The organism is Sedimentibacter sp. LTW-03 (genome assembly GCF_052059825.1).
Classification (GTDB): Bacteria; Bacillota; Clostridia; order Tissierellales; family Sedimentibacteraceae; genus Sedimentibacter.
In genome coordinates, this window is sequence record NZ_CP197180.1 from 2617013 (window position 1) to 2637547 (window position 20535).

15 protein-coding genes are annotated in these 20535 nt (G+C 36.1%); 5 read left to right on the plus strand and 10 right to left on the minus strand.

Features of this window, described 5'->3' with window-relative positions:
- Positions 1-173 precede the first annotated feature (173 nt).
- Together ACS3UD_RS12855 and ACS3UD_RS12860 are read left to right on the plus strand one after the other, a co-directional pair.
- Positions 174-638: a DUF523 domain-containing protein gene (locus tag ACS3UD_RS12855; RefSeq protein ID WP_308139235.1), complete on the plus strand. Its 465-nt coding sequence runs from the start codon at positions 174-176 to the stop codon at positions 636-638.
- 157 nt (positions 639-795) lie between these two features.
- A complete protein-coding gene (locus ACS3UD_RS12860; protein ID WP_308139234.1) occupies positions 796-2814 on the plus strand; it encodes a methyl-accepting chemotaxis protein in 2019 nt (672 codons plus the stop codon).
- 76 nt (positions 2815-2890) lie between these two features.
- Here the strand turns inward: ACS3UD_RS12860 and ACS3UD_RS12865 are convergent, their stop codons facing one another.
- Positions 2891-3235, minus strand: coding sequence for an FMN-binding protein (locus ACS3UD_RS12865; RefSeq protein WP_308139233.1), 345 nt, complete (start codon positions 3233-3235; stop codon positions 2891-2893).
- Positions 3236-3458: 223 nt separating this feature from the next.
- Between ACS3UD_RS12865 and ACS3UD_RS12870 the strand changes: the two genes are divergently transcribed.
- Complete coding sequence (locus ACS3UD_RS12870; RefSeq protein WP_308139232.1) at positions 3459-4586, plus strand: HD-GYP domain-containing protein; 1128 nt, start codon at positions 3459-3461, stop codon at positions 4584-4586.
- Positions 4587-4648: 62 nt separating this feature from the next.
- Here the strand turns inward: ACS3UD_RS12870 and ACS3UD_RS12875 are convergent, their stop codons facing one another.
- The 9 genes from ACS3UD_RS12875 to ACS3UD_RS12915 all read right to left on the minus strand — a co-directional run bounded on the left by ACS3UD_RS12875 (position 4649) and on the right by ACS3UD_RS12915 (position 16170).
- The gene (locus ACS3UD_RS12875) at positions 4649-4939 is read right to left on the minus strand and encodes a hypothetical protein (RefSeq protein WP_213923980.1); all 291 of its coding nucleotides are present in this window, start codon (positions 4937-4939) and stop codon (positions 4649-4651) included.
- Positions 4940-5020: 81 nt separating this feature from the next.
- Positions 5021-5920: a DMT family transporter gene (locus ACS3UD_RS12880; protein WP_308139231.1), complete on the minus strand. Its 900-nt coding sequence runs from the start codon at positions 5918-5920 to the stop codon at positions 5021-5023.
- A gap of 205 nt (positions 5921-6125) precedes the next feature.
- Entirely contained in the window at positions 6126-7535 is a 1410-nt protein-coding gene (ortB, locus tag ACS3UD_RS12885; protein WP_308139230.1) for a 2-amino-4-oxopentanoate thiolase subunit OrtB, read from the minus strand.
- Positions 7528-7833: a 2-amino-4-oxopentanoate thiolase subunit OrtA gene (ortA, locus tag ACS3UD_RS12890; RefSeq protein WP_308139229.1), complete on the minus strand. Its 306-nt coding sequence runs from the start codon at positions 7831-7833 to the stop codon at positions 7528-7530. The genes ortB and ortA overlap by 8 nt, the downstream gene beginning before the upstream one ends.
- Positions 7834-7921: 88 nt before the next feature.
- Positions 7922-9352, minus strand: a complete 1431-nt coding sequence (locus ACS3UD_RS12895) for an alanine/glycine:cation symporter family protein (RefSeq protein WP_308139228.1) — start codon at positions 9350-9352, stop codon at positions 7922-7924.
- A 61-nt stretch (positions 9353-9413) separates the two neighbouring features.
- Entirely contained in the window at positions 9414-10793 is a 1380-nt protein-coding gene (locus ACS3UD_RS12900) for an aspartate aminotransferase family protein (RefSeq protein WP_308139227.1), read from the minus strand.
- A gap of 343 nt (positions 10794-11136) precedes the next feature.
- A complete protein-coding gene (locus ACS3UD_RS12905) occupies positions 11137-12888 on the minus strand; it encodes a sigma-54 interaction domain-containing protein (protein ID WP_308139226.1) in 1752 nt (583 codons plus the stop codon).
- 101 nt (positions 12889-12989) lie between these two features.
- Positions 12990-13778, minus strand: a complete 789-nt coding sequence (locus tag ACS3UD_RS12910; RefSeq protein WP_308139225.1) for a glycyl-radical enzyme activating protein — start codon at positions 13776-13778, stop codon at positions 12990-12992.
- Positions 13765-16170, minus strand: coding sequence for a glycyl radical protein (locus ACS3UD_RS12915; RefSeq protein WP_308139224.1), 2406 nt, complete (start codon positions 16168-16170; stop codon positions 13765-13767). The genes ACS3UD_RS12910 and ACS3UD_RS12915 overlap by 14 nt, the downstream gene beginning before the upstream one ends.
- 411 nt (positions 16171-16581) lie before the next feature.
- On the opposite strand from ACS3UD_RS12915, the gene ACS3UD_RS12920 reads away from it, so the two are divergent.
- Together ACS3UD_RS12920 and ACS3UD_RS12925 are read left to right on the plus strand one after the other, a co-directional pair.
- Positions 16582-18354 carry a sigma-54 interaction domain-containing protein gene (locus ACS3UD_RS12920; RefSeq protein ID WP_308139223.1) on the plus strand — a complete coding sequence of 591 codons (1773 nt, stop codon included), beginning with the start codon at positions 16582-16584 and terminating at the stop codon, positions 18352-18354.
- A 292-nt stretch (positions 18355-18646) separates the two neighbouring features.
- On the plus strand, positions 18647-20497 hold the full coding sequence (locus tag ACS3UD_RS12925; RefSeq protein ID WP_308139222.1) for a flavocytochrome c: 1851 nt from the start codon (positions 18647-18649) through the stop codon (positions 20495-20497).
- The last annotated feature ends 38 nt before the right edge of the window (positions 20498-20535 follow it).

The following is a 20535-nucleotide window of genomic DNA, read 5'->3' on the forward strand; positions in this document are numbered from 1 at the left end:
GATGAACCGGAAACAACAGAAGATGCTACAGAATAATTCATGCCGGAACCCTAGTGTTCCGGCTTTATTTTACGATTTTTTTAAAAATATTAATTCTATTTCCAGAGAGTTATGTTATATTAGTAGTATGGTTACACATTAACCATATGACAGACCATAAGGAGTAAAATTTGATGAACAACAATATTAACGGCATTGGACCCGCCGAATGTAATCATAGCTTCGAATATGTGGTAAGTGCATGCCTTTGCGGTGAAAAATCAAGATACGACGGTAAAATTATTGTTTCGGAAAAAATAAAAAAATTAGTTGATGAAGGAAAAGCCATAATGGTATGCCCTGAAACATCCGGCGGATTAAGTGTACCTCGCCTGCCATGCGAGATAAAAAACGAAAGAGTGATTAATACCAGCTCTGAAGATATGACTGACTTTTTTATCCAAGGTGCACATAAAGTATTGGAGACAGCAAAGAAGTACGGTATAAAAAAAGCAATTTTGAAAGAAAAAAGCCCTTCCTGCGGCAGCAGGTGCATATATGACGGAACCTTCAGCAAAACTTTGATTCCCGGAGAAGGAATGACAACAAAGCTTCTTCGATCCAATGGAATAGAGGTAATAAGCGACGAAGAATTTTAACAGAAAGCGTTTCAGGCTGCAGAACATTTGTCCTGCAAGCCTGATTTGTTTTTTATAATAAAATTTTTATATTATAAATAAATGTTTTAAAATTGTCGTTTCTTGGTATATATAACATGTTGCTAATCATAATTTATTTCACCAAGGAGGACAGAAAGTGTTAAAAATCAGACAGTTAAATTTTGGAGCACAAAAGAAAAACAAAAGAAAAAGCATTACGAAAGAAATACTGAGAATAAGCGTAATAATACTTATTTTAACAATCGCCGTTATATCTACATATACATTGTACAACCTGAATAGTATGGTTTTGCAGGTTTCATTTGAAAAAGCCGAAACATCATCTAAACTAGTTGAGGCAGAATTCAAAACAATGAAAAAAACGATAGAAGAATATATAAGAGAAGCGGCAAAAAGCCAAGAACTGATAGTTTCAGTCAAAAATAGAAGCACATCTTCAATAAAAACCTACATAGATGATTTGAAAAAAAATTCGTCAAGCATAAGCAACATTACCGTTGCTGACGCAAACGGTAAAATTATTGCAAGTACCGACAGCAGCATCAATGCAGGAAAAGATATTTCAGGCATACCTATAATAAAAGCAGCCATGGGAGGAAATTACGGATCCGATATAGGAAAAAGCGTATCTGATTACTTTTCGGTAAATGTCGTTTATCCAATTTACAGCGACAGCAATATTTTAGGTGTAATAACAGCGGATTATGATATTGAACAAGCAGAGTTTATAAATGATATGAAATCCAATATCAACAATGAAATAACAATATTTGAAAATGACTCAAGAGTTAATACAACCATTGCAGAGGATGGCAAAAGGATAATCGGTACAAAACTAGAATCAGACATTTCCGATATTGTTATAAAAAACAAGCAAACATACAAAGGAAAACATGAGGTTCTGGGAAAAACATACGCAGCAGTCTATAAACCAATCCTGTCTTTTGACGGAAGCGTCGCAGGAGTTTTATTTACAGGAAACGACAATGCGGCTTTGGAGAAAATGCTGCTTTATGAGATACTTCTCATAGCTGCCTTGGCTCTTATATCATCTGCAGTCAGTATCTTTGTATTGAAAAGATACTTCAAATTGAGGGTAAGCGCTCCGTTAAACAGTGTAGTGAATGCCGCAAAGGCAATTGAAACAGGTGAAATCAGCGAAGATGTACTTAACCGCCTGGAGCTTATAACAACAAATGATGAACTTGGTTCACTTGCACGCTCTATGGAGGTTGCCGTCAATTCCATAAAGCAGCTTGAAGAAAATATCAACGGATACGAAAAAGCATTTGCGGGGCATGATTTGACATACACCTCAGATTCATCCAATCAAAGCGGAATATATTTATCAATAGTTAAAATTGTAGACAAACTGTTTTCTGAGCTTCGCAACATACTTGTTGAAATAAGCCAGGCTTCAGATGGAATAAATGCCGGTGCAGAACATGTTGCATCTGCTGCCCAAATGCTTGCCCAAGGCTCCACAGAACAGGCAAGCTCAACACAGGAAATAGCCGCTGCCATTTCAGATATATCCGAGCAGGTAAAAACCGAAGCTGCCAATGCTCAAAATGCCGGCGAGCTGGCAGGAGCAACAAATAATGAAGCAGTTAAAAACAGTACTTATATGAATGAAATGATGCAGTCAATGGAAGATATTTCTCTTACATCGCAAGAAATAGGAAAGATCATAAAAACAATTGACGACATTGCTTTCCAAACAAATATATTGGCTCTGAATGCCGCTGTTGAAGCAGCAAGAGCAGGGATTGCAGGCAAGGGATTTGCGGTTGTAGCTGATGAAGTCAGAAACCTTGCATCAAAAAGTGCGGAAGCAGCTAAAAATACAACCATTCTTATAGAAAGCTCTGCCGCCGCCGTAAACAAAGGCTATCAGATTGCAACCGAAACAGAAAATTCTTTGAATACCGTTGTCGAAAAAACAAGCAGTACAAGTTCGTTAATGCTGGAAATAGCAGAAGCATCCCAAATGCAAAGCGACCATATAAATCAACTCAATATAGGCGTTGATCAGATTTCCAGCGTAGTGCAGGCTAACTCGGCAACTGCTGAAGAAATTGCCGCATCAAGTGAAGAGTTATCCGGACAAGCCAATTCATTGATGGAAATGGTAGGTAAATATAAATTCTACTAATACACGACATATACAAAATGCGCCTTTGGCTAAAGCCCAAGGCGCATTTTCCGCATTTAGTTTGATTCTTTATGTATTATTTTTCTGCTAAAGCGTTATTTACAGCTTCTTTTATAGCATCGCTTGTTACAGTAGCTCCTGAAACAGCTTCAACTTCTGTTGAATCAGCTTCAACTATTAGAGCTGGTAATTGCTCAATAGCATTTGAGCCAATGCCTTGAGTTTCACTGTCGCCTACTGCGTCAACAGCAGTTATATCATCTCCGCTAACTGTTACTGTAACTGTAACATCTCCGCCAAATCCTTTAGCAGTACCTGTTAATGTTTTTGCTTCTTCTGTTGCAGCTGGTTCTTCTTTTGCACATCCGGCAAAGCTGAATATCATCAATGCCACAACTAAAAGTAAAGATAGTTTTTTCATTTCTTCCTCCAAAAATTTAAATAATACTTATAGATTATACCAGAATTATCAAAATTTTGAAACCGGCAAATTATTAATATTTTATTAACTTTTGCTTCTATATACTTTATACTTTAGAAAACAGCAAAAATTTTATGTTGAAAATTGTCAAAACATATCATAATTATTGATATTTTTGTAAATTATGGTATAATATATTTTAATATATACTCAGGAGCAGAAAATGTATATTACCAAAGAGCATCTTAAATCCGGAATGATACTTGCCAGGGACATAATTCTTAATGAAAGAAATCTAAGTTATGTACTTCTGACAAGAGGCCAGCCGCTAAATGCCAGATATATAAACAAAATACTGTTTCATGATATTACGGGTGTGTTTATTGAAAACGATGCCTTTGACGATATGGTTTTTGAGCAGGAAATTGATCGAAGGCTTGAATCAAAAGCTTTGACAGCCATACGATCCTTACATTATGAACTCGAAAGAAATGACAAATCTCTATCCTTCAATTCAATTGACCAATTTTCTGTAATTATTGACGATCTTATATCAGACATTCTGTCAAAAAGAAAACTGACAGATAATATATTGGAATTTAAGAACCACGATGAATACACTTATCAGCATTGCTTAAACGTTGCCAATCTTAGTATAACAACAGGTATAGCAATGGGACTGAAAGGCAGATCCCTCCATACATTAGGTATGGCTGCATTGCTTCATGACATAGGAAAAACAGCAATACCCACAGAAATATTAAATAAACCCGGTGCCCTGACCGCTGAAGAATTTGAATTAATGAAGACCCATCCTATTGTTGCGGTTGATATTTTAAAAAACTATGTATCTGAAGATATTCTTGTGGGAATTAAATTTCATCATGAGAGAGCGGATGGCAGCGGATATCCTTATGGCAGAACAAATGACAATATCCCTTTGTACAGCAAAATAATATCCATTTCTGACGTATATCATGCATTAAATTCTGAGCGTTCATACAGGAAAATGTGCTTTCCTAACGAAATAATGGAATACCTTATGGGAAATGCCGGATCTCATTTTGATTATGATGTTCTTAAGGTGTTTTTAAAAAACGTAGTTGCTTTTCCTGTGGGAACATTTGTAAAGCTCAGCAACGGCAAGCTCGGTGTCGTAATTAAAAACTATATTGAAAATAACATGAGACCTAAAATTAGAGTTGTAAATCCGGATAACACCGTAGGTGAGGATATAGACCTGTTGAATGACTATCAATACATGAACGTGACAGTAGTGGATATGGGATATAAGTATGTGGACATCGATTTTGGGAAAATAAAAAAAGCAAAAACCCCTCCTAAAAAATAAATATAGGTTCATACTAAAAAATGCTTTATAAAAAAGCATTTTTTTGGCTTATCAGTTAACCATCAATTTATCTGTACTTCCTTTGCCTCTTCCGGTTTAAAATCATTTTTTAAATCGTATATATTGTGTGAGGTAAAATCTCTCAGCTGTCTGTCTCCCAATGAATAGCATCTCATAAACCTGTTTTCCTTTACCATTGTCCAATGCTCGGCATCCCATGTCAGATAACCGTCCTCATCTGTTTTCTTTTCATTGAGTATGAGATCCACCTGCCTGCTGTTTCTCATAAGTTCAATAAGACTTTCGTAAGTAACTTCAATTTCTGTTTTATTAATCAAATCATAAGCTTTCATCTTTTCCTCCAATAGAATTTAATTGTATACTAATTATTATATATACTTACTTTGATAAAGTAAAGACAGAGCTGTGCACCGTCAAATCACAAATAGGACGGAAACGCCTATAACAGATATAACCGCACCCATAATCTCCTTAGGTGATACTTTCTCCTTTAAAACATAAATTGACAGCGGGATAATAAGAACAGGAGTAATTGAGGTTATGGTTGATGCGACACCGGTGGTTGTATACTGTATTGCCAAAAGATTGAAAGACACTCCAAGAAAAGGCCCAAAAAATGAACCTATGACTAAGTACTTTACTATTTCTTTATCTTTTACGGCTTCCTTCAGCCTGTCCCATTTTTTCATAAATAAAAATACAACGGTAAACCCTATCAGACCTGCCAGTATGCGTATCTGTGTGGCAGCAATAGGGCTGTAATCGCCCATACCTAACTTGCTGAGTATTAATCCCAGCGCCTGCCCCATAGCTCCGATAAAAGCGTATATTATCCCTTTAGCAGAGCGAGAAAATTTGAAATTACCGTCTTCGGGATTTCTGACAATTATTACTGTAGCAATTCCTGCAATCGTAATCATCATACCTATAAAATCCGAAAGAGATATTATTTCTCTCATAGTTATAAATCCCAGCAGAGCAGTTATTGGCGGAACTGACGCCATAATCAGCAAAGATATCCTGGAACCGATTTCTAAAAATGACATAAATAAAAACAAATCCCCTACAACAAAACCTACCACTCCGGATATGCTTAACCATATCCATGCTTCCGAAGATGCATCCAGCGGCAGAAGCATTCCTCTGGAAAAAGATGTGAACAGACTTATGAATACAAACGCTAAAATTAACCTTATATAATTCACAGTAAGCGCCCCTGCTTTTTTGCCTGCCAGCTCAAAGCATACCGCTGTGAAAGTCCAGAGTACCGCAGTAATTAGTGCCGATATTTCACCCAAATGTGATTGAATCATTTTATCCTCCGCAGATGCATTAACCGCATACTGAAATTCTTAAATTTAGTTCATAACTAATATTATACTCAATTTGCACATGCTTTACAATATACAAATGCAGTTAAAACCGAACACAACAAAAAGCCGGCTAAAGATTATCTCGCCTGCCGGCTTTAATGTTTGTTATAACATACTAAATATTTTTACATTTTGGCTTTTAATGCTATTTTGCTTTTAATTCTTTAATTGCAGCTTTTACAAAATCAACATTAGTGTTTGTTTCTTCTGCTAAGAATTTTATATCTGCATCATTTGGTACAACATCATAGTTTTTCAAAGCATTTTTGATAAGAGATCTTCTCATGTGTTCAACGTCTGCATCATTTGCTTTAATCAATGATGGATGTGATGGCAATATTATATTTTTGCCCGGAACTTCATCTTTAGGATCTCCGAATTTTACTTCTATTCCGTTTTCTCTGGCAAATGCAAGCTGTGGCTGAACGTGCTTTCCAGCTCCTGTGTATTCAGTTTCCTGTACAACTATCATCTGATCCTGATCTAATTCCTGTGCCAGAGAGAATGCAGCTGTTAATGCTGTATTTCCTGCAGGTCCTTTTTCCAGTCCTTCAAGGCTTGCAAGTGTTTCTGTAATATAGAACACTTCTCCTTGGCGAACAGTTACATATCTGTCCAAATATCTCAATGATCTTGCTGCAGATCTAGGAACATCTGATCTATCCGGCCATGTTGTGAAAGGAATTCCAAAGCCTGTGTGACCTGTTGTAAATGATTTTTTGTTGAATTGGCTGTCAGAAGCCATGTGCAATCCTGACAATTCAACACTTGCAGCAACTATTTTTGATTTTGCACCTGCTTTTTCCAATCCTCTTGCAGTACCAGTCAGGTTTCCACCGCCGGCATTTGTGCAAACTACTACATCTGGATCCTTGCCGTATTTTTCTCTGAACTGCATTGATATTTCATATCCTAATGTTTCAATACCTGCTATTGCATATGGTGTATAAAGTGATGCATTGAAATATCCTGTTTCTTCAAGTATAGCCAAGAATGTGTAGAATAGCTCAGGGCCTACAGTAAGTTGTACTACTTCTGCTCCCAGTGCTTCACATTTTCTTGCTTTTTCAATTATTTCAGGCTGTCCAATTCCTTTAGAATCATAGCACTCCTGAACTACTATACATTTCAGTCCATACATTGCAGCCTGTGATGCAACTGCTGCACCATAGTTACCGCTTGTTGCTGAAACAACACCTTTATATCCAAGTTTCCATGCCTGGTATACTGCTGTAGATGCTCTTCTTGCTTTAAAGCTGCCGGATGCATTTGATGCTTCATCTTTTATGAATATTCTTGCGCCTTTTCCTTCAGGAGCAGCTTTTCTTGCTAATGCTGTCAGATTTCTAAGTTCTATAATAGGTGTATTTCCTACTCCATGTTCTGATTGAATTTTCTGAATTTCTTCTATTGTAAATCCTGCTTCTTTCATCATTCTTTCATAGTCGAATGCAATTGAACCACTTTCAAATTCTGCGAAATCCAAGCCGGCAGCCTTTTTCATTATTTCAGGTCTTCTGCTCATTACTGCTGAATAGCTCATATCCTTACTCATTGTCAGCACCTCCAAATAAAATATCTTTCACTTGATCGCTGATTTTCATTAACTCAGGAACAAATGTGCCAAAGTCATGTTTATAGTACGGATTTGCTTCCAGCAAAGTTCCTTTTTCAGTTCTTTTAGTTCTAGTTACTACTGTAACTTCATCTCCAATATTTGCATCTTCCTGTAAGTATCCTTTTACCCACATTTCCAAAGGTACTTTTTTAGTATCTTCAGGTGCTTGTGGAGCTCTTTGAGACGGTTCTAATACATTTCTGTGTATTAAAACCCATTCGCCTTTTTTAATCATTGCTACACTTCCTTTTTAAATATTAAATATATATATAATAATTAAGTAACTCATTTTATTGAAAAATGAGTTACTTATTATTTGGCAATTATTTAGACTCTTTTTCCCAAACTTCAGTATTCTTTATTCCTAATTTTTCAGGATTGAATACTATTTCTTTATTAAGTTTATACTGTTCTTCGAAATCTTTAAATACTTTAATAGCAGTGTTGCTTAAGAGAAGCAATGCTATTAAGTTTAGCCATGACATAACGCCCATTCCTACATCTGCCATTGCCCATGCAAGCACTGATGGTTTTGAACAGAATATTAAAATTGCTGCTAAAGTTGCAATTCTTAAAGCTGTTAATAAATATTTCTGATTTATTTTCTTAGATGCTTTGCATACATAAGCAGCGCCTGTTTCAGCAGCATAGTAGTTTCCTAAGATTGTAGTAAAAGCGAAGAACAACATAGCCAATGCTACAAATACAGAACCAAAGCCAGGAATAAAAGTATCTATGGCATTTTGTACATATCCAGGTCCGGCTTGAATTCCAGGAAGGTTTTCAACTATACCATCTACATTGTACATACCTGTGAATATAATAACCAAAGCTGTTGAAGTACAAACGAAAATTGAATCTATATATACAGACATAGCCTGAACTAATCCTGATTTTGCAGGGTGGCTTACCTTTGCAGTAGCAGCAGCCTGAGATGCAGTACCCATACCAGCTTCGTTTGAGTAGATACCTCTCTTAACTCCCATCATTACTGCATTTCCTACAATTCCTCCAAATACAGCGTCAGTTCCAAATGCACTTTTGAATATTAAAGCAAATACTGCAGGGATTTCAGTGAAATGTGCTACAATCATTACAATAGAAATACATAAATATATTATAGCCATTACAGGAGCAATAAGCTCTGCAAATTTACTTATTCTTTTTATTCCACCGAATATAATCAATGATGCTAATATTGCAACTATTACTCCAAGCATTAATTTATTTGTTCCAAATGCAACATACATTGCATCAGCAATGGCATTAGACTGCATTCCAGGAGTACAGAAACCAAGTGCAAATATTGAGCAAACAGCAAATAACATTGCATACCATTTAATTCCTAAACCTTTGTCGATAAAATATTGAGGACCTCCTCTATATTCATCTCCATCTGTGCTTTTGTATATTTGAGCCAGTGTACATTCTATTATTGTAGTACCTGCTCCTAAAATTGCGGAAGCCCACATCCAAAATATTGCTCCAGGTCCTCCAATTGAAATTGCAGAAGCAACTCCTGCTATATTTCCTGTACCAACTCTTGTTGACATTGTTAATGCAAATGATTGGAAAGCACTTCTTCCGACATTGGAATCATTTTTTTCAAACATATAATGTGTCATAAGTTTTATATATCTAAACTGTGCTCCTTTAGTCCTTATTGTGTAATAAAGTCCTGACAATAAAGCTAATAATATTAGTGCGTTACTCCATAGTATTCCGTTAATACTATCCATTATCTGTTGTAGCATAATAAACTCCTCCGTTTAATTTTAAATTTTCGATATCTATTATAAAAAATAACTAAGTGTATTACCAGCCCTTAATTTGTTCCAATACTTCGTCCGGTACAAGTCCTTCTTCTACTTCAGCAATTGCCTTTTCAATAATATCCATTGCTTTTTCAGCCTCTTCACGACTTAAGCACAATGGAGGTTCAACCCTTAGAACCGAACCGCTGAAAAATGCCAATATAAGGCCTTTTTCCCAGCATCTCCAACAAATCTTAGCTGTTTTGTTAACATCACGTTCTTTTGTATTTCTATCCTTAACTATGTCTACTCCTATAAACATACCTGTACCGCGGACATCTCCGATACAATTATACTTTTCCATCAATGCCCTGAATCTGCTAATTATATAATCCCCTTGTGTATTAGCATTATCAAGTAATTTTTCATCATTAATTACATCAATTGTAGCTATGGATGCACTGCATGATACAGCATTTCCGGCCGTATTAAAGAAATGAACCGGAGCACCCCAACTTTCAAAAATTTCTTTTCTTGCAACTATTGCACTTAACGGCATTCCCGATGCTATGGCTTTTCCCATAACTATAATATCAGGCTCTATACCAAAATGCTCGCAAGCAAACATCTTTCCTGTTCTTCCAAAACCTGTTTGTACTTCATCCGCAATTACTAAAATTCCATAACGCTTACATATACCTATCAGTTTGTCATAATACTCCTGCGGAGGCACAATTATACCCGCATCCCCTTGCATAGGTTCAAATATGATTGCAGCCACTTCTTCAGGCGGAACCACTGTTTCAAGCATATTTTCAAAATATTTCAAACATGCTAAATTGCAGTCAGTTCTTTTTTTGTTATTCAAACACCTGTAGCAATCAGGATAAGGTATAAACTCCACTTCCGGAACCATCGGTTCCATTCCGCGTCTCATTTCAGTGCCATATCCGGAAACACTTAAAGCTCCAAATGTTGTACCATGATAGGATCTTAGGAAGGAAATTATTTTTTTTCTTTTTGTAAAACATCTTGCAGCTTTGATTGCACCATCTACAGATGATGATCCAGACAATCCATAAGCCACTCTCTTTTCAAAATTGCCGGGAGTAATTTCTGCAAGTTTCTCCGCTAATTCTATATGCGGTTTATGATACATATACGCAGGTGTATAATGAATAAACTTGTTGACTTGATCATTCACTGCTTTAACCACCTTAGGGTGATTGTGTCCCACATTAATTACCGCTGCACTTGAAAGAAAATCAATAAATTCATTTCCTTCAATATCAACAACCTTGGCTCCTTTTGCCCTTTCTACTATTAAGGGATAGTATGGAACCCTTGTTGTGTATGACATTATTTTATTTTCCCTATCAATTATTGAATAAGTTTTGTCAGTTACTTTTGTTATTATGTCGTTTTCGGTATGACTGCTCAATTTATGCCTCCTTAAATATTACGCAACATCTGTGATTAATTTGTTAATTCATACGGATTATTACAAATAAATCACTCCTCTTCTATGAAAATATCTAATATTAGTTTTTTCAGATAGCCACAAACGCTATCTTTTAGCATGCTATAATATTAAAGATGCAATTTCCGTGCCAATTATTCAGGAGTTATAAATGTTATAAAATGCGCACTTTTAATTTTAATAAATAATCAGTTATCATTAATGATACTCTTTTAATCACTGATATTATTTCTTGGCATTAATTTCACAGCTTTCAAGCTCGGTATCAAAAGCGATAATATATTATCGGTTTTGATACCTCGAATCATATATCGTACTGCTTTAATTTTCTATACAATGTTGCTATACCAATATTGAGATCCTCAGCTAATTTTTTCCTGTCTTCTTTGCTGGTTCCGTATTCTCTCGCTCTTTCGCTGATAACTTTCTTTTCAAATTCTTTCACTATGTTATCCAAAGATTTATCTTCTTTTTTATTGCATGGAGTAATTATATTTTTAGGTATACTTGCTTCTGTTATAATATTGCTTTTTTCCATATTCATAGCATATTCAATAACATTTTCAAGCTCTCGGACATTACCCGGCCAATCATACGCCTCAAATATGCACTGCACTTTATAATCTATCTCCTTAATGTCTTTATTGAAAATACCATTGTATTTATTCAAAAGATAATCAGTCAATAATGGAATGTCATCCTTGCGGTCTCTTATGGAGGGTATCATAATCGGAATTACGTTAAGTCGATAATACAAGTCATCTCTGAACCTTTTTTCTGAGACCAGCTCCTCCAAATTTCTGTTTGTAGCAGATATAATTCTGACATTTACAGGTACTTCCGATACTCCTCCGACTCTTTGTACCTTTTTATCCTGTAAAACACGCAATATTTTAGACTGCAGGTAAATGGGCATGTCACCTATTTCATCCAGAAATAATGTTCCTCCATCAGCCAATTCGAACTTACCAGGCTTACCTCCCTTTTTAGCGCCTGTGAAAGCCCCGTTATCATATCCGAATAATTCACTTTCCAGCAACGTCTCGGGAATAGCCGCACAATTTATAGCTATAAACGGTCCATCAGCCATTGGGCTCAAGCTGTGTATTGCTCTTGCAAAAAGCTCTTTACCTGTTCCGCTTTCCCCCCTTATCATAATAGTGGAATACCCCTTTGCCGAAATTTCAGCTTTCTGTTTAGCATTGCAAATAGTTCCGCTTTCGCCTATAATATCGCAAAAATGCACACTTTTATTATCAATAATATTGCTTACTATCTTTTGAATATCTTTTGAATTAGAAATAGTTATAATACCGCCAATTATTCTTCCGTCTTTGTCTTCCAGGGTATTTGTAGAAATGTAACAAATCAGCTCATTTCCATTGCCAAGCAATGCTTTGACCTCTCTTTTATCATATTTAGGGAAATGTCCTTTATCGTTAATTTCAATATTTGGGAAGATACAATTGATTTTTTTGCCTATAATACTATCCTTATTGGCTTTAAATATTTTCTCTGCAGTTTTACTGAAATGAGTTATATTTCCATTTTCATCCGTTCCTATAATTCCTTCGTTTATAGAATTGAATATATGGGTCATCTGAATTGCTGAAATTTTTAATTTTTTAGAAATAGAGACTTCCATTGCCTTTGTAGAAATCATTTGACACATTACCTCAAGAAATTTTATATAATCATTTTTTCTGGACAGCATTATTCTTTTATGCTCCTCCGTATATCCGACTATACTTAAAATTCCTATTATTTCGTTGCCGATTTTTATCGGAAAGTCAAACTCTGCTTTTTGAGGGCAGTGTTTATAATTTTTACAATTCTCACACAAATAATGAAACCCGGGATTATCTACTATTACTTCGTCTCCGGTTTTCATAATATATTTATAGATGTTGCTAATATAATAGTTCTTTTCGTTATTAACAGTACCGCCAAGCTTATTTAATTTATTGTCCATTATCATAATCTCAACATTTAAAATAGCAGCTATTGACTTTGCAACATGTTGTATGGTATTTATGACAGCCGGATCATTCAGCATATTTATTCCTCCCATTTACTTTTTATTAATTTATTTACAGTCCGTAACAAAATTATCGGAATACCCCTTTGCAAGATATTCCGATACTGAATATTATCAACCTATACTGTTATTTTTAGGCCATCAGGCTTAGATATCTTTGAAAGCAGCTCTTGTGCATATTCCTTTGGTTGAGTCTTTAACCCTTTAAGTTGGTACTCTCTGGAAAGCCTTTCATATTTACCTTCACCAAGTCGATGATACGGAAGTATTTCTATTGATTTTACACCTATCTGTGATGAAAAATCAACAACTCCCTGAATATTTTTAACACTGTCATTGTGATCGGGTATCAGAGGAACCCTAACTATGACTTCTTTTCCTTTTTCTATGAGTTTTTTCAGGTTCTCATGAATTACTTCATTGGAAACACCTGTATTAATTTTATGTTCTTCATCGTCCATGCCTTTAATATCATAAAGTATTAAATCCACATGTTCAAAAACTTTCCAAGCGGTTTCGAATTTGCTGAATCCACTGGTTTCAACAGCTGTGTGCACTCCTGCCTCTGAAGCTGCAGCTATTATAGCAGAAGCGAACTGCGGCTGTGCCAATACTTCGCCTCCTGATAAAGTAACTCCGCCACCGGAATTATCAAAGAATACTTTGTCTCTAAGCACTGCTTCCATAACTTCCTTAACCGATACTTTCTTTCCTACCAGCTCTTCTTCATCGCTTTGAAATTTTTTCATGTGCTCAATTTCAAAGTTTTGAGACTCCGGATTAGAGCACCAGAGGCATCTCAGTGGACATCCTTTTAAAAATACCGTTGTTCTAATTCCCGGGCCGTCATGTACACTGTATCGCTGTACATCATAAATTATCCCTGTTATATCATCATATTCTTTCATGCTCTGCCCTCGCAATAATATCGTTCTGAAGTTCCCTTGCAAGCTCGATAAAACGGGCACTGTATCCGGCAACACGGATAATTAAATCTTTATATTTCTCAGGATGTTTCTGAGCATCTTTCAATGTTTCTGTTGATACAACATTAAATTGAACTTCCTGGCCATTCAAAGGACTAAAATATGTTGATACAAGACTCATTAGCTTTTTCTTAGCCTCTTCGCTTGCTATTGCAGTCTTACTTAATTTAAGATTAAGCACATTTCCTTCAAGTATGTGACTTTGCTTAATTTTACTTGCAGATAATAGGACTGCAGTCGGCCCTTCACTATTTCCTTCATTAGATGGTGACATTGAGTCAGACACAGGCATTTTGGATTTTCTTCCGTCTGCAGTAGCTCCGGTCTTCCATCCGTGAGGAACAGTTCCGCCCAATGTAAGGATCATGTTAGTGTAGTTTCTTCCGTCTATATCTTTATGTTTCTCAATTTCTTCAAAGAACATATCTGTCAATTTGCACATAACTTCGTCAGCGTAGTCATTATCATTTCCATATTTTGGTTCGTTCAGCAATTCGGTTCTGATTTTTTCACCGTCTTCGCCTTCAAAATTGCTGTTTAAAACTTCATTTAATTTATTCATATCCATCTTTTTCATGTCAAACACTTGGTGCTTAACTGCTGTCAATGAGTTAGATGCAGTTGCAAGACCAGCCATAAGAATAGGAGTTGCGCCCCATTTTGAGCCTCCCCATGTCATATCCTTACCATTATCTATACAACCGTCAATCAATGAAGATAAGAATAAATGCGGTGTATTTTCACGCTGTACAAAGTCAACAACCATTGCATTTACTACCTGATGCTTAAGAATAAACTGCATCTGGCTTCTAACAGCGTTGAACAAATCATCAAATGTTTTAAAGTCTTCAGGGTTACCTGTTTTTAAACCAAGCTGTTTTCCTGTAAGTCTGTCAATCCCGTTATTCATAGCAAGGTCTACTACTCTTGCAACATTCAGCATTCCGCCGTTTACACGTCCTTGGAATCCCTGAGGAGCAAGTTCAACACAACCTACAATTGCGAAGTTACGCATATTTTCAATAGGCATGTCCGGAACAGCGCGCTTCATAGCTGATATACATCCGTTGTCTCCAAAAAGAGCAGGCATTCCTGTACCGTATTCTATAATTTCAGCAACACGTTCTTTGAAATCCTCAGGAGTTTTATCGTGGAAACGAACTGTAAACTGAGGATTTGTCAGACGTATATGTTCCTGACAGTTCAACATAATAAAGCTAACTTCGTTTACTGCATCCTCTCCATTAGGTTTTACTCCTCCTGCTGTAACATTGGGAGTCATAGGGAATCCTGGATGAATATGAATGGATTCTGTATCCTGTGCCTTAACTATTTCATTAAATTTAATCCAAAGGCAGTCATAAAGTTCCTGTATTTGTTCAATACTGTATTTTCCTTCTTCCATATCCTTCTTAAAATACGGATACAGATATTGGTCCATTCTACCTGGAGAAACAGAGTCTCCGTTAGTTTCCAGCTGAATAATAATCTGCATGAACTGTATAACCTGCAGCGCATCCCATGTATCTCTAGCCGGGTTTTCAGGTACCCATGCACAAACATCAGCAATTTTTTCTAATTCTGATTTTCTTTTTGGATCTTTTTCAACTTCAGCCATTTCTAAAGCTTTTTTGCTGTATCTCTTTGCGTAGTTTATAACAGCATCAAAGCATATCAAAAGTCCGTCATAAAATAATTTCTTATTAAAATCATCACCAACAGACAAATCCAGTTGTTTAATTTTAGCGCTAACTTCTTCTTTAAGTCCTTTTATTCCAACCTTAAGAAGCTTTTCAGCCTGATATGCTGTATGACCGTAGCCGTTTCTTTCAAATAAATCCCTTGAAAACATGTATGCATCTCTGACTACCTTTGTATCTTCAGGAAGCAGATTTCTATATTTTTTATATATAGTCTTTCCTTCCCAATACGGAAAAATACTTTTTAAATCATCTTTTACATATTGCGGAACAATAAATGTATCCTGTTCACGTGTCTCTAAAGTTTCGTCAAGCTCTTCTTGAAGCCACTCAATGGAAAAGTCCGGGTATACAGGAGCTGATCTTCTTCCATTCTTACCATGGTTTCCAACTATCAACTCATCATCCCAAATATTAAGTGTTATTTCTCCCAATATTTTTTCAAGAGATCTGGCGCGCCTTTCGATGTAATGTTTTCCTTCTGTCTCACGGTAACTCTTAGTAACCGACAAAGCCCTTTCACTGCACAAAATAGGTTTTGCATCTATAACTGCCTGTCTTATCCTCTTGATACGATCTGTAGGCTTAACATTTGCAATTTTATTTCTATCCATACTGCCTCCTCCAAAATATGCTTTATTTTCTTAATTTAATAAGTAAGCAAATTGCATGCCACCTTTTGTTTTATCAGCTCTTTTGCTTGATATCAGCCATACAGAGAGATTAATGATGCAAATTGTAAAAACTGTTAATATATATAATAGTCTAATTTTTTAGACTATTCACTTATTACTGCAGCTCACCAAAGATGTGCTAATAGGCGAGCACTCTCCTTTGTCTAAAATTTTAGACAACTTTCCATAATTTTATACTTTTTGAGCAAAAAAGATTAATATAACTAAAAATATTATCAAAATTCTAAAATATTGTATATACTTTTATATGTTTCTGATATAATAAACTTAAAAACTACCGCGCCTCAAAAAAATATTACTAGTTTTTATTTAAATCCGGAGATGTTTAAAATGAGTGAATTACAAAAAATTAAAGAGATAGCCATCGAAATAGTTAAAGCAACAAGCAAAATTTTAAATGATGCCGAAGTCATTATCGTTGACCAAAACGGTTCTTTTATGGCATTTAATGATAGTTATCTGAAACGTAAAAAAAACGCTGAGTGGAAGCCATACATTGATACTATAATAAAGCGAAAAGAAATAGCCATTATAGAGAATCCAGGAGAAAACCCTCTGTGCAAAGGATGCTCCAATGAAGGTAACTGCCCTCAAACTCTGGAGATTATTGTTCCCTTTGACATTAAGGAGAAATATATCGGCTATATTAGTATTGTAACATTTTCGCAGGAAGCTAAGAAAATGTACTTAAAAAACAAAAAGCAGGTTGTTGAATTTCTTCAAACAATGATTAATGTAATGGTAAGCGCCGGCAAAGAACATTTTTCAAAGCTTGAAGCAGAAAAAACATACAAACAGCTTGATGCTATAATCCAGCACATGGACTACATAGTTTTTACATGCAATACCAACGGCATAATACAATGCGCAAACCAGGCCTTTTACAATTTTTTCAATCTCGATTCCAATAATAATGCTAATATTAATATAACCGAGCTTGTAGAATCCCGAGCAATATCTTTAGCTATTCTTGAAAAAAAAGGTTTTGAAGACCAGGAAAGCGCAATAGTTTTTAATAACATAATGCACCGTATGATATTAAGCTGCAAAGCAATGAAAAGCGAAGACGGCACATGTGCAGGGTTTGCATTTTTTGTAAGAACAATTGAAGATGCTCGAAGGTTTATGTCTAACGTACCTGCCCTGACTCCTGACGATTCATTAAATCAAATTGTGGGAAAAAGCCCTGAAATAATGGAATTGAAGAATAAAATAAGTCATTTTTCACAAAGCACTTCTACTGTTTTAATAAGAGGCGAAACGGGAACCGGCAAAGAATTGGTTGCAAGAAGCCTTCACAGCCTAAGCTCGCGCCGCGATAAGCCATTTGTTACGATCAACTGTGCAGCCATACCTGACAGCCTTTTGGAAAGTGAGCTTTTCGGTTATGAAGAAGGAACTTTTACCGGTGCAAGCAAGGGTGGAAAGGCAGGCCTTTTTGAAATAGGAAATAACGGAACAATTTTTCTCGACGAAGTCGGAGATATGCCTCTTCATCTGCAAGCAAAGCTTTTACGTGTTCTTCAGGATAATCAGGTCATACGACTCGGCGGTTTCCATCCCATAGATTTAGACATACGCATTATAGCTGCCACAAATCAGAACCTTGAAAAAATGGTGCAGGATAAAAAATTCCGATCGGATCTGTTTTACCGTTTAAACATACTTCCGTTAAATGTACCTCCCCTAAGAAACCGGATTTCAGATTTTAATGATCTTGTATTTCATTTTATTAAAAAATACAATACTCGATTAAAAAAGAATATATCCGGAGTTGACAATGACTTTTTAAATATGCTGAAAAGCTACACATGGCCCGGCAATATACGAGAGTTAGAAAACGCAATTGAATATGCCATAAACCTGGAAGACGGTCCCCGACTTACAAAGTCTGTATATCCCCCGGATATCCTTACATATACAAATAATCATGACAACTCTTCGCTAAAAAATATGATTAAGCAATATGAAAGCTCCATCATTCAGGAAACACTGCAAAAATTCAACAACGAAAAAAACAGCATAAATAAAGCCGCAAAAGCTTTAGATATCAGCAGGGCATCCCTGTATCAAAAAATCAAGGAATATAATATAGAAATTTAAAACATATAGAGGCTGCAGCAAAACAAAATTGCTGCAGCCATTTTTTAACCAATATTTACACAGATTTTTCTCTAATTCCATATACAGTAAATTTGTATGATATATATTTGTCAATTCGTAACGTATTTTATAAAATATAAAATTTATTGAATATATTTACAATATAAAATTATCTAATCATCCAAAAAAAACGGTATTTAGTAACCAAAAGTATACGTTAATTATTTGACAATGCATAAATCGGATGTTACCATAATATTTGTATTTATAAATAATAGCAAGGAGAAAAAATATGAAAAATTTTAAAAAATTAATATCTGTATTTTTAGTTGTAGCCATGCTGTTTTCTTTAGCTGCCTGTGCAACTACTGATAATACCGCCAAGGAGGGTGAGGAGCCTTCAAAAACAGAAGAAACTCCAAAAACAGGTAAGGGGAACTTGACACCTGGTACATACAGCGGTGAATTCCAAGGACTTGGTGGAAAGCTAAAAGTTAACGTCACAGTTGACGAAAATGAAATAAAAGACATCAAAGTTCTTGAAAACTATGAAACTCCTGGAGTTGGAACAGTTCCAATAGAACAGATTCCGAAAGAAATCATAGAAAGACAGACTCTGGCTGTTGATACAATTACCGGAGCAACTCTTACAAGCAACGCCATTCTGGCATCAGTTGAAAGCTGTTTAAAACAAGCAGGCGCCGACATTGCTTCATATAAATCTGATGCAGATAAAATTGTTAGTGAATATCCAAGCGAACTTACTGCAGACGTAATAATAGTAGGCGGAGGCGGAGCAGGACTAGCTGCAGCAGTATCTGCCACAGATGAAGGAGCCAGCGTTATAGTAATTGAAAAAATGGGCATCTTAGGTGGCAATACAGCAGTGTGCGGAGGTATTTACAACACTCCAGATCCTGAACTGCAACCAGCTCAAGGCATAGAAGATTCAGTTGAACTGTACGCTAAACAGACTCTGGAAGGCGGAGACAACATGGGTAACCCTGAGCTTGTTGATACATTGTGCGGAAATGCTTACGACGGACTTCAATGGCTGAAAAGCTTAGGAATGCAGTTTGATGATAAAATAATACAAGGTGCCGGTTCACTTTACCCAAGAACACACCAGTCTTTGGATCCTCTGGGAACAGGCTTTATCAATGCATACACTGAAACATTAGACCAAAGAGCTGACAAGTGCAAAATTCTTACAGATACAAAAGGTGATACATTAATATTGGACGGCGACAAAGTTGTAGGAGTTAAAGCCACAAATAAAGATGGCAGCGAGCTTACACTTAACGCAAACAAAGGTGTAATCCTTGCAACAGGAGGATTTGCAGGCAATGTAGAACTAAGACAAGAATACAACACTTCAGGAAAATGGCCTGATTTAGGAGAAAATGTACCTACAACAAACATGCCTGGCGTTACTGGAGACGGTATAAACATGGCTTTCGAAGCAGGTGCAGAACTTATAGACATGGATTTAATTCAGCTTCTGTATCTGAGCATCCCTAAAAATGGAAGTATTGCAGGTCTGTACAACTTAGGAGCTGAAAACACAGTATTTATAAACGAAGAAGGAAACAGATTCGTAAGAGAAGACGGCAGAAGAGACGTAATATGCAAGGCAATATTAGATCAGCCTGAAGGATTAATGTACATGATTCACAGTGCAGATGTTCTTCCTGACATCACACAAGCCAAAACTCTTGAAGGTGTTCCAATGACTGAAATCTTAGAAGATAATGTATACGGATGGCAAACAGGAGAAACACTGGAAGAGCTTGCTGAAAAAATAAATGTACCTGCTGAAAACCTCAAAGCTTCAATAGAAAAATACAACGAATCAGTTGACAGTGGAGTAGACGAATTCGACAGAGAATTACTTACTAAGAAATTTGAAAATGGTCCTTGGTACGCATTGCCAAGAGTTCCAGCAGCACACCACACTATGGGTGGAGTAAGAATAGACAAAGAATGCCACGCATTAAATGCTGACGGTGACATAATCGAAGGATTATTCGCTGCAGGAGAAATCACCGGAGGAATTCACGGTGGAAACAGACTGGGTGGAAATGCAGTTGTTGATACAGTAGTATTCGGAAAAATAGCTGGAACAAGCGCAGCAAATAATTAATATTACCATTATGAATTAATACTATCCAATAAAAAAAG

What these genes read in the sequence shown, in the direction of transcription:
- ACS3UD_RS12855 (WP_308139235.1), top strand. Translation starts at nt 174, where the DNA reads ATGAACAACAATATTAACGGCATTGGACCCGCCGAATGTAATCATAGC.
- ACS3UD_RS12865 (WP_308139233.1), bottom strand. Translation starts at nt 3,235, where the DNA reads ATGAAAAAACTATCTTTACTTTTAGTTGTGGCATTGATGATATTCAGC.
- ACS3UD_RS12870 (WP_308139232.1), top strand. Translation starts at nt 3,459, where the DNA reads ATGTATATTACCAAAGAGCATCTTAAATCCGGAATGATACTTGCCAGG.
- ACS3UD_RS12875 (WP_213923980.1), bottom strand. Translation starts at nt 4,939, where the DNA reads ATGAAAGCTTATGATTTGATTAATAAAACAGAAATTGAAGTTACTTAC.
- ACS3UD_RS12880 (WP_308139231.1), bottom strand. Translation starts at nt 5,920, where the DNA reads ATGATTCAATCACATTTGGGTGAAATATCGGCACTAATTACTGCGGTA.
- ortB (WP_308139230.1), bottom strand. Translation starts at nt 7,535, where the DNA reads ATGAGTAAGGATATGAGCTATTCAGCAGTAATGAGCAGAAGACCTGAA.
- ortA (WP_308139229.1), bottom strand. Translation starts at nt 7,833, where the DNA reads ATGATTAAAAAAGGCGAATGGGTTTTAATACACAGAAATGTATTAGAA.
- ACS3UD_RS12895 (WP_308139228.1), bottom strand. Translation starts at nt 9,352, where the DNA reads ATGCTACAACAGATAATGGATAGTATTAACGGAATACTATGGAGTAAC.
- ACS3UD_RS12905 (WP_308139226.1), bottom strand. Translation starts at nt 12,888, where the DNA reads ATGCTGAATGATCCGGCTGTCATAAATACCATACAACATGTTGCAAAG.
- ACS3UD_RS12910 (WP_308139225.1), bottom strand. Translation starts at nt 13,778, where the DNA reads ATGAAAGAATATGATGATATAACAGGGATAATTTATGATGTACAGCGA.
- ACS3UD_RS12915 (WP_308139224.1), bottom strand. Translation starts at nt 16,170, where the DNA reads ATGGATAGAAATAAAATTGCAAATGTTAAGCCTACAGATCGTATCAAG.
- ACS3UD_RS12920 (WP_308139223.1), top strand. Translation starts at nt 16,582, where the DNA reads ATGAGTGAATTACAAAAAATTAAAGAGATAGCCATCGAAATAGTTAAA.
- ACS3UD_RS12925 (WP_308139222.1), top strand. Translation starts at nt 18,647, where the DNA reads ATGAAAAATTTTAAAAAATTAATATCTGTATTTTTAGTTGTAGCCATG.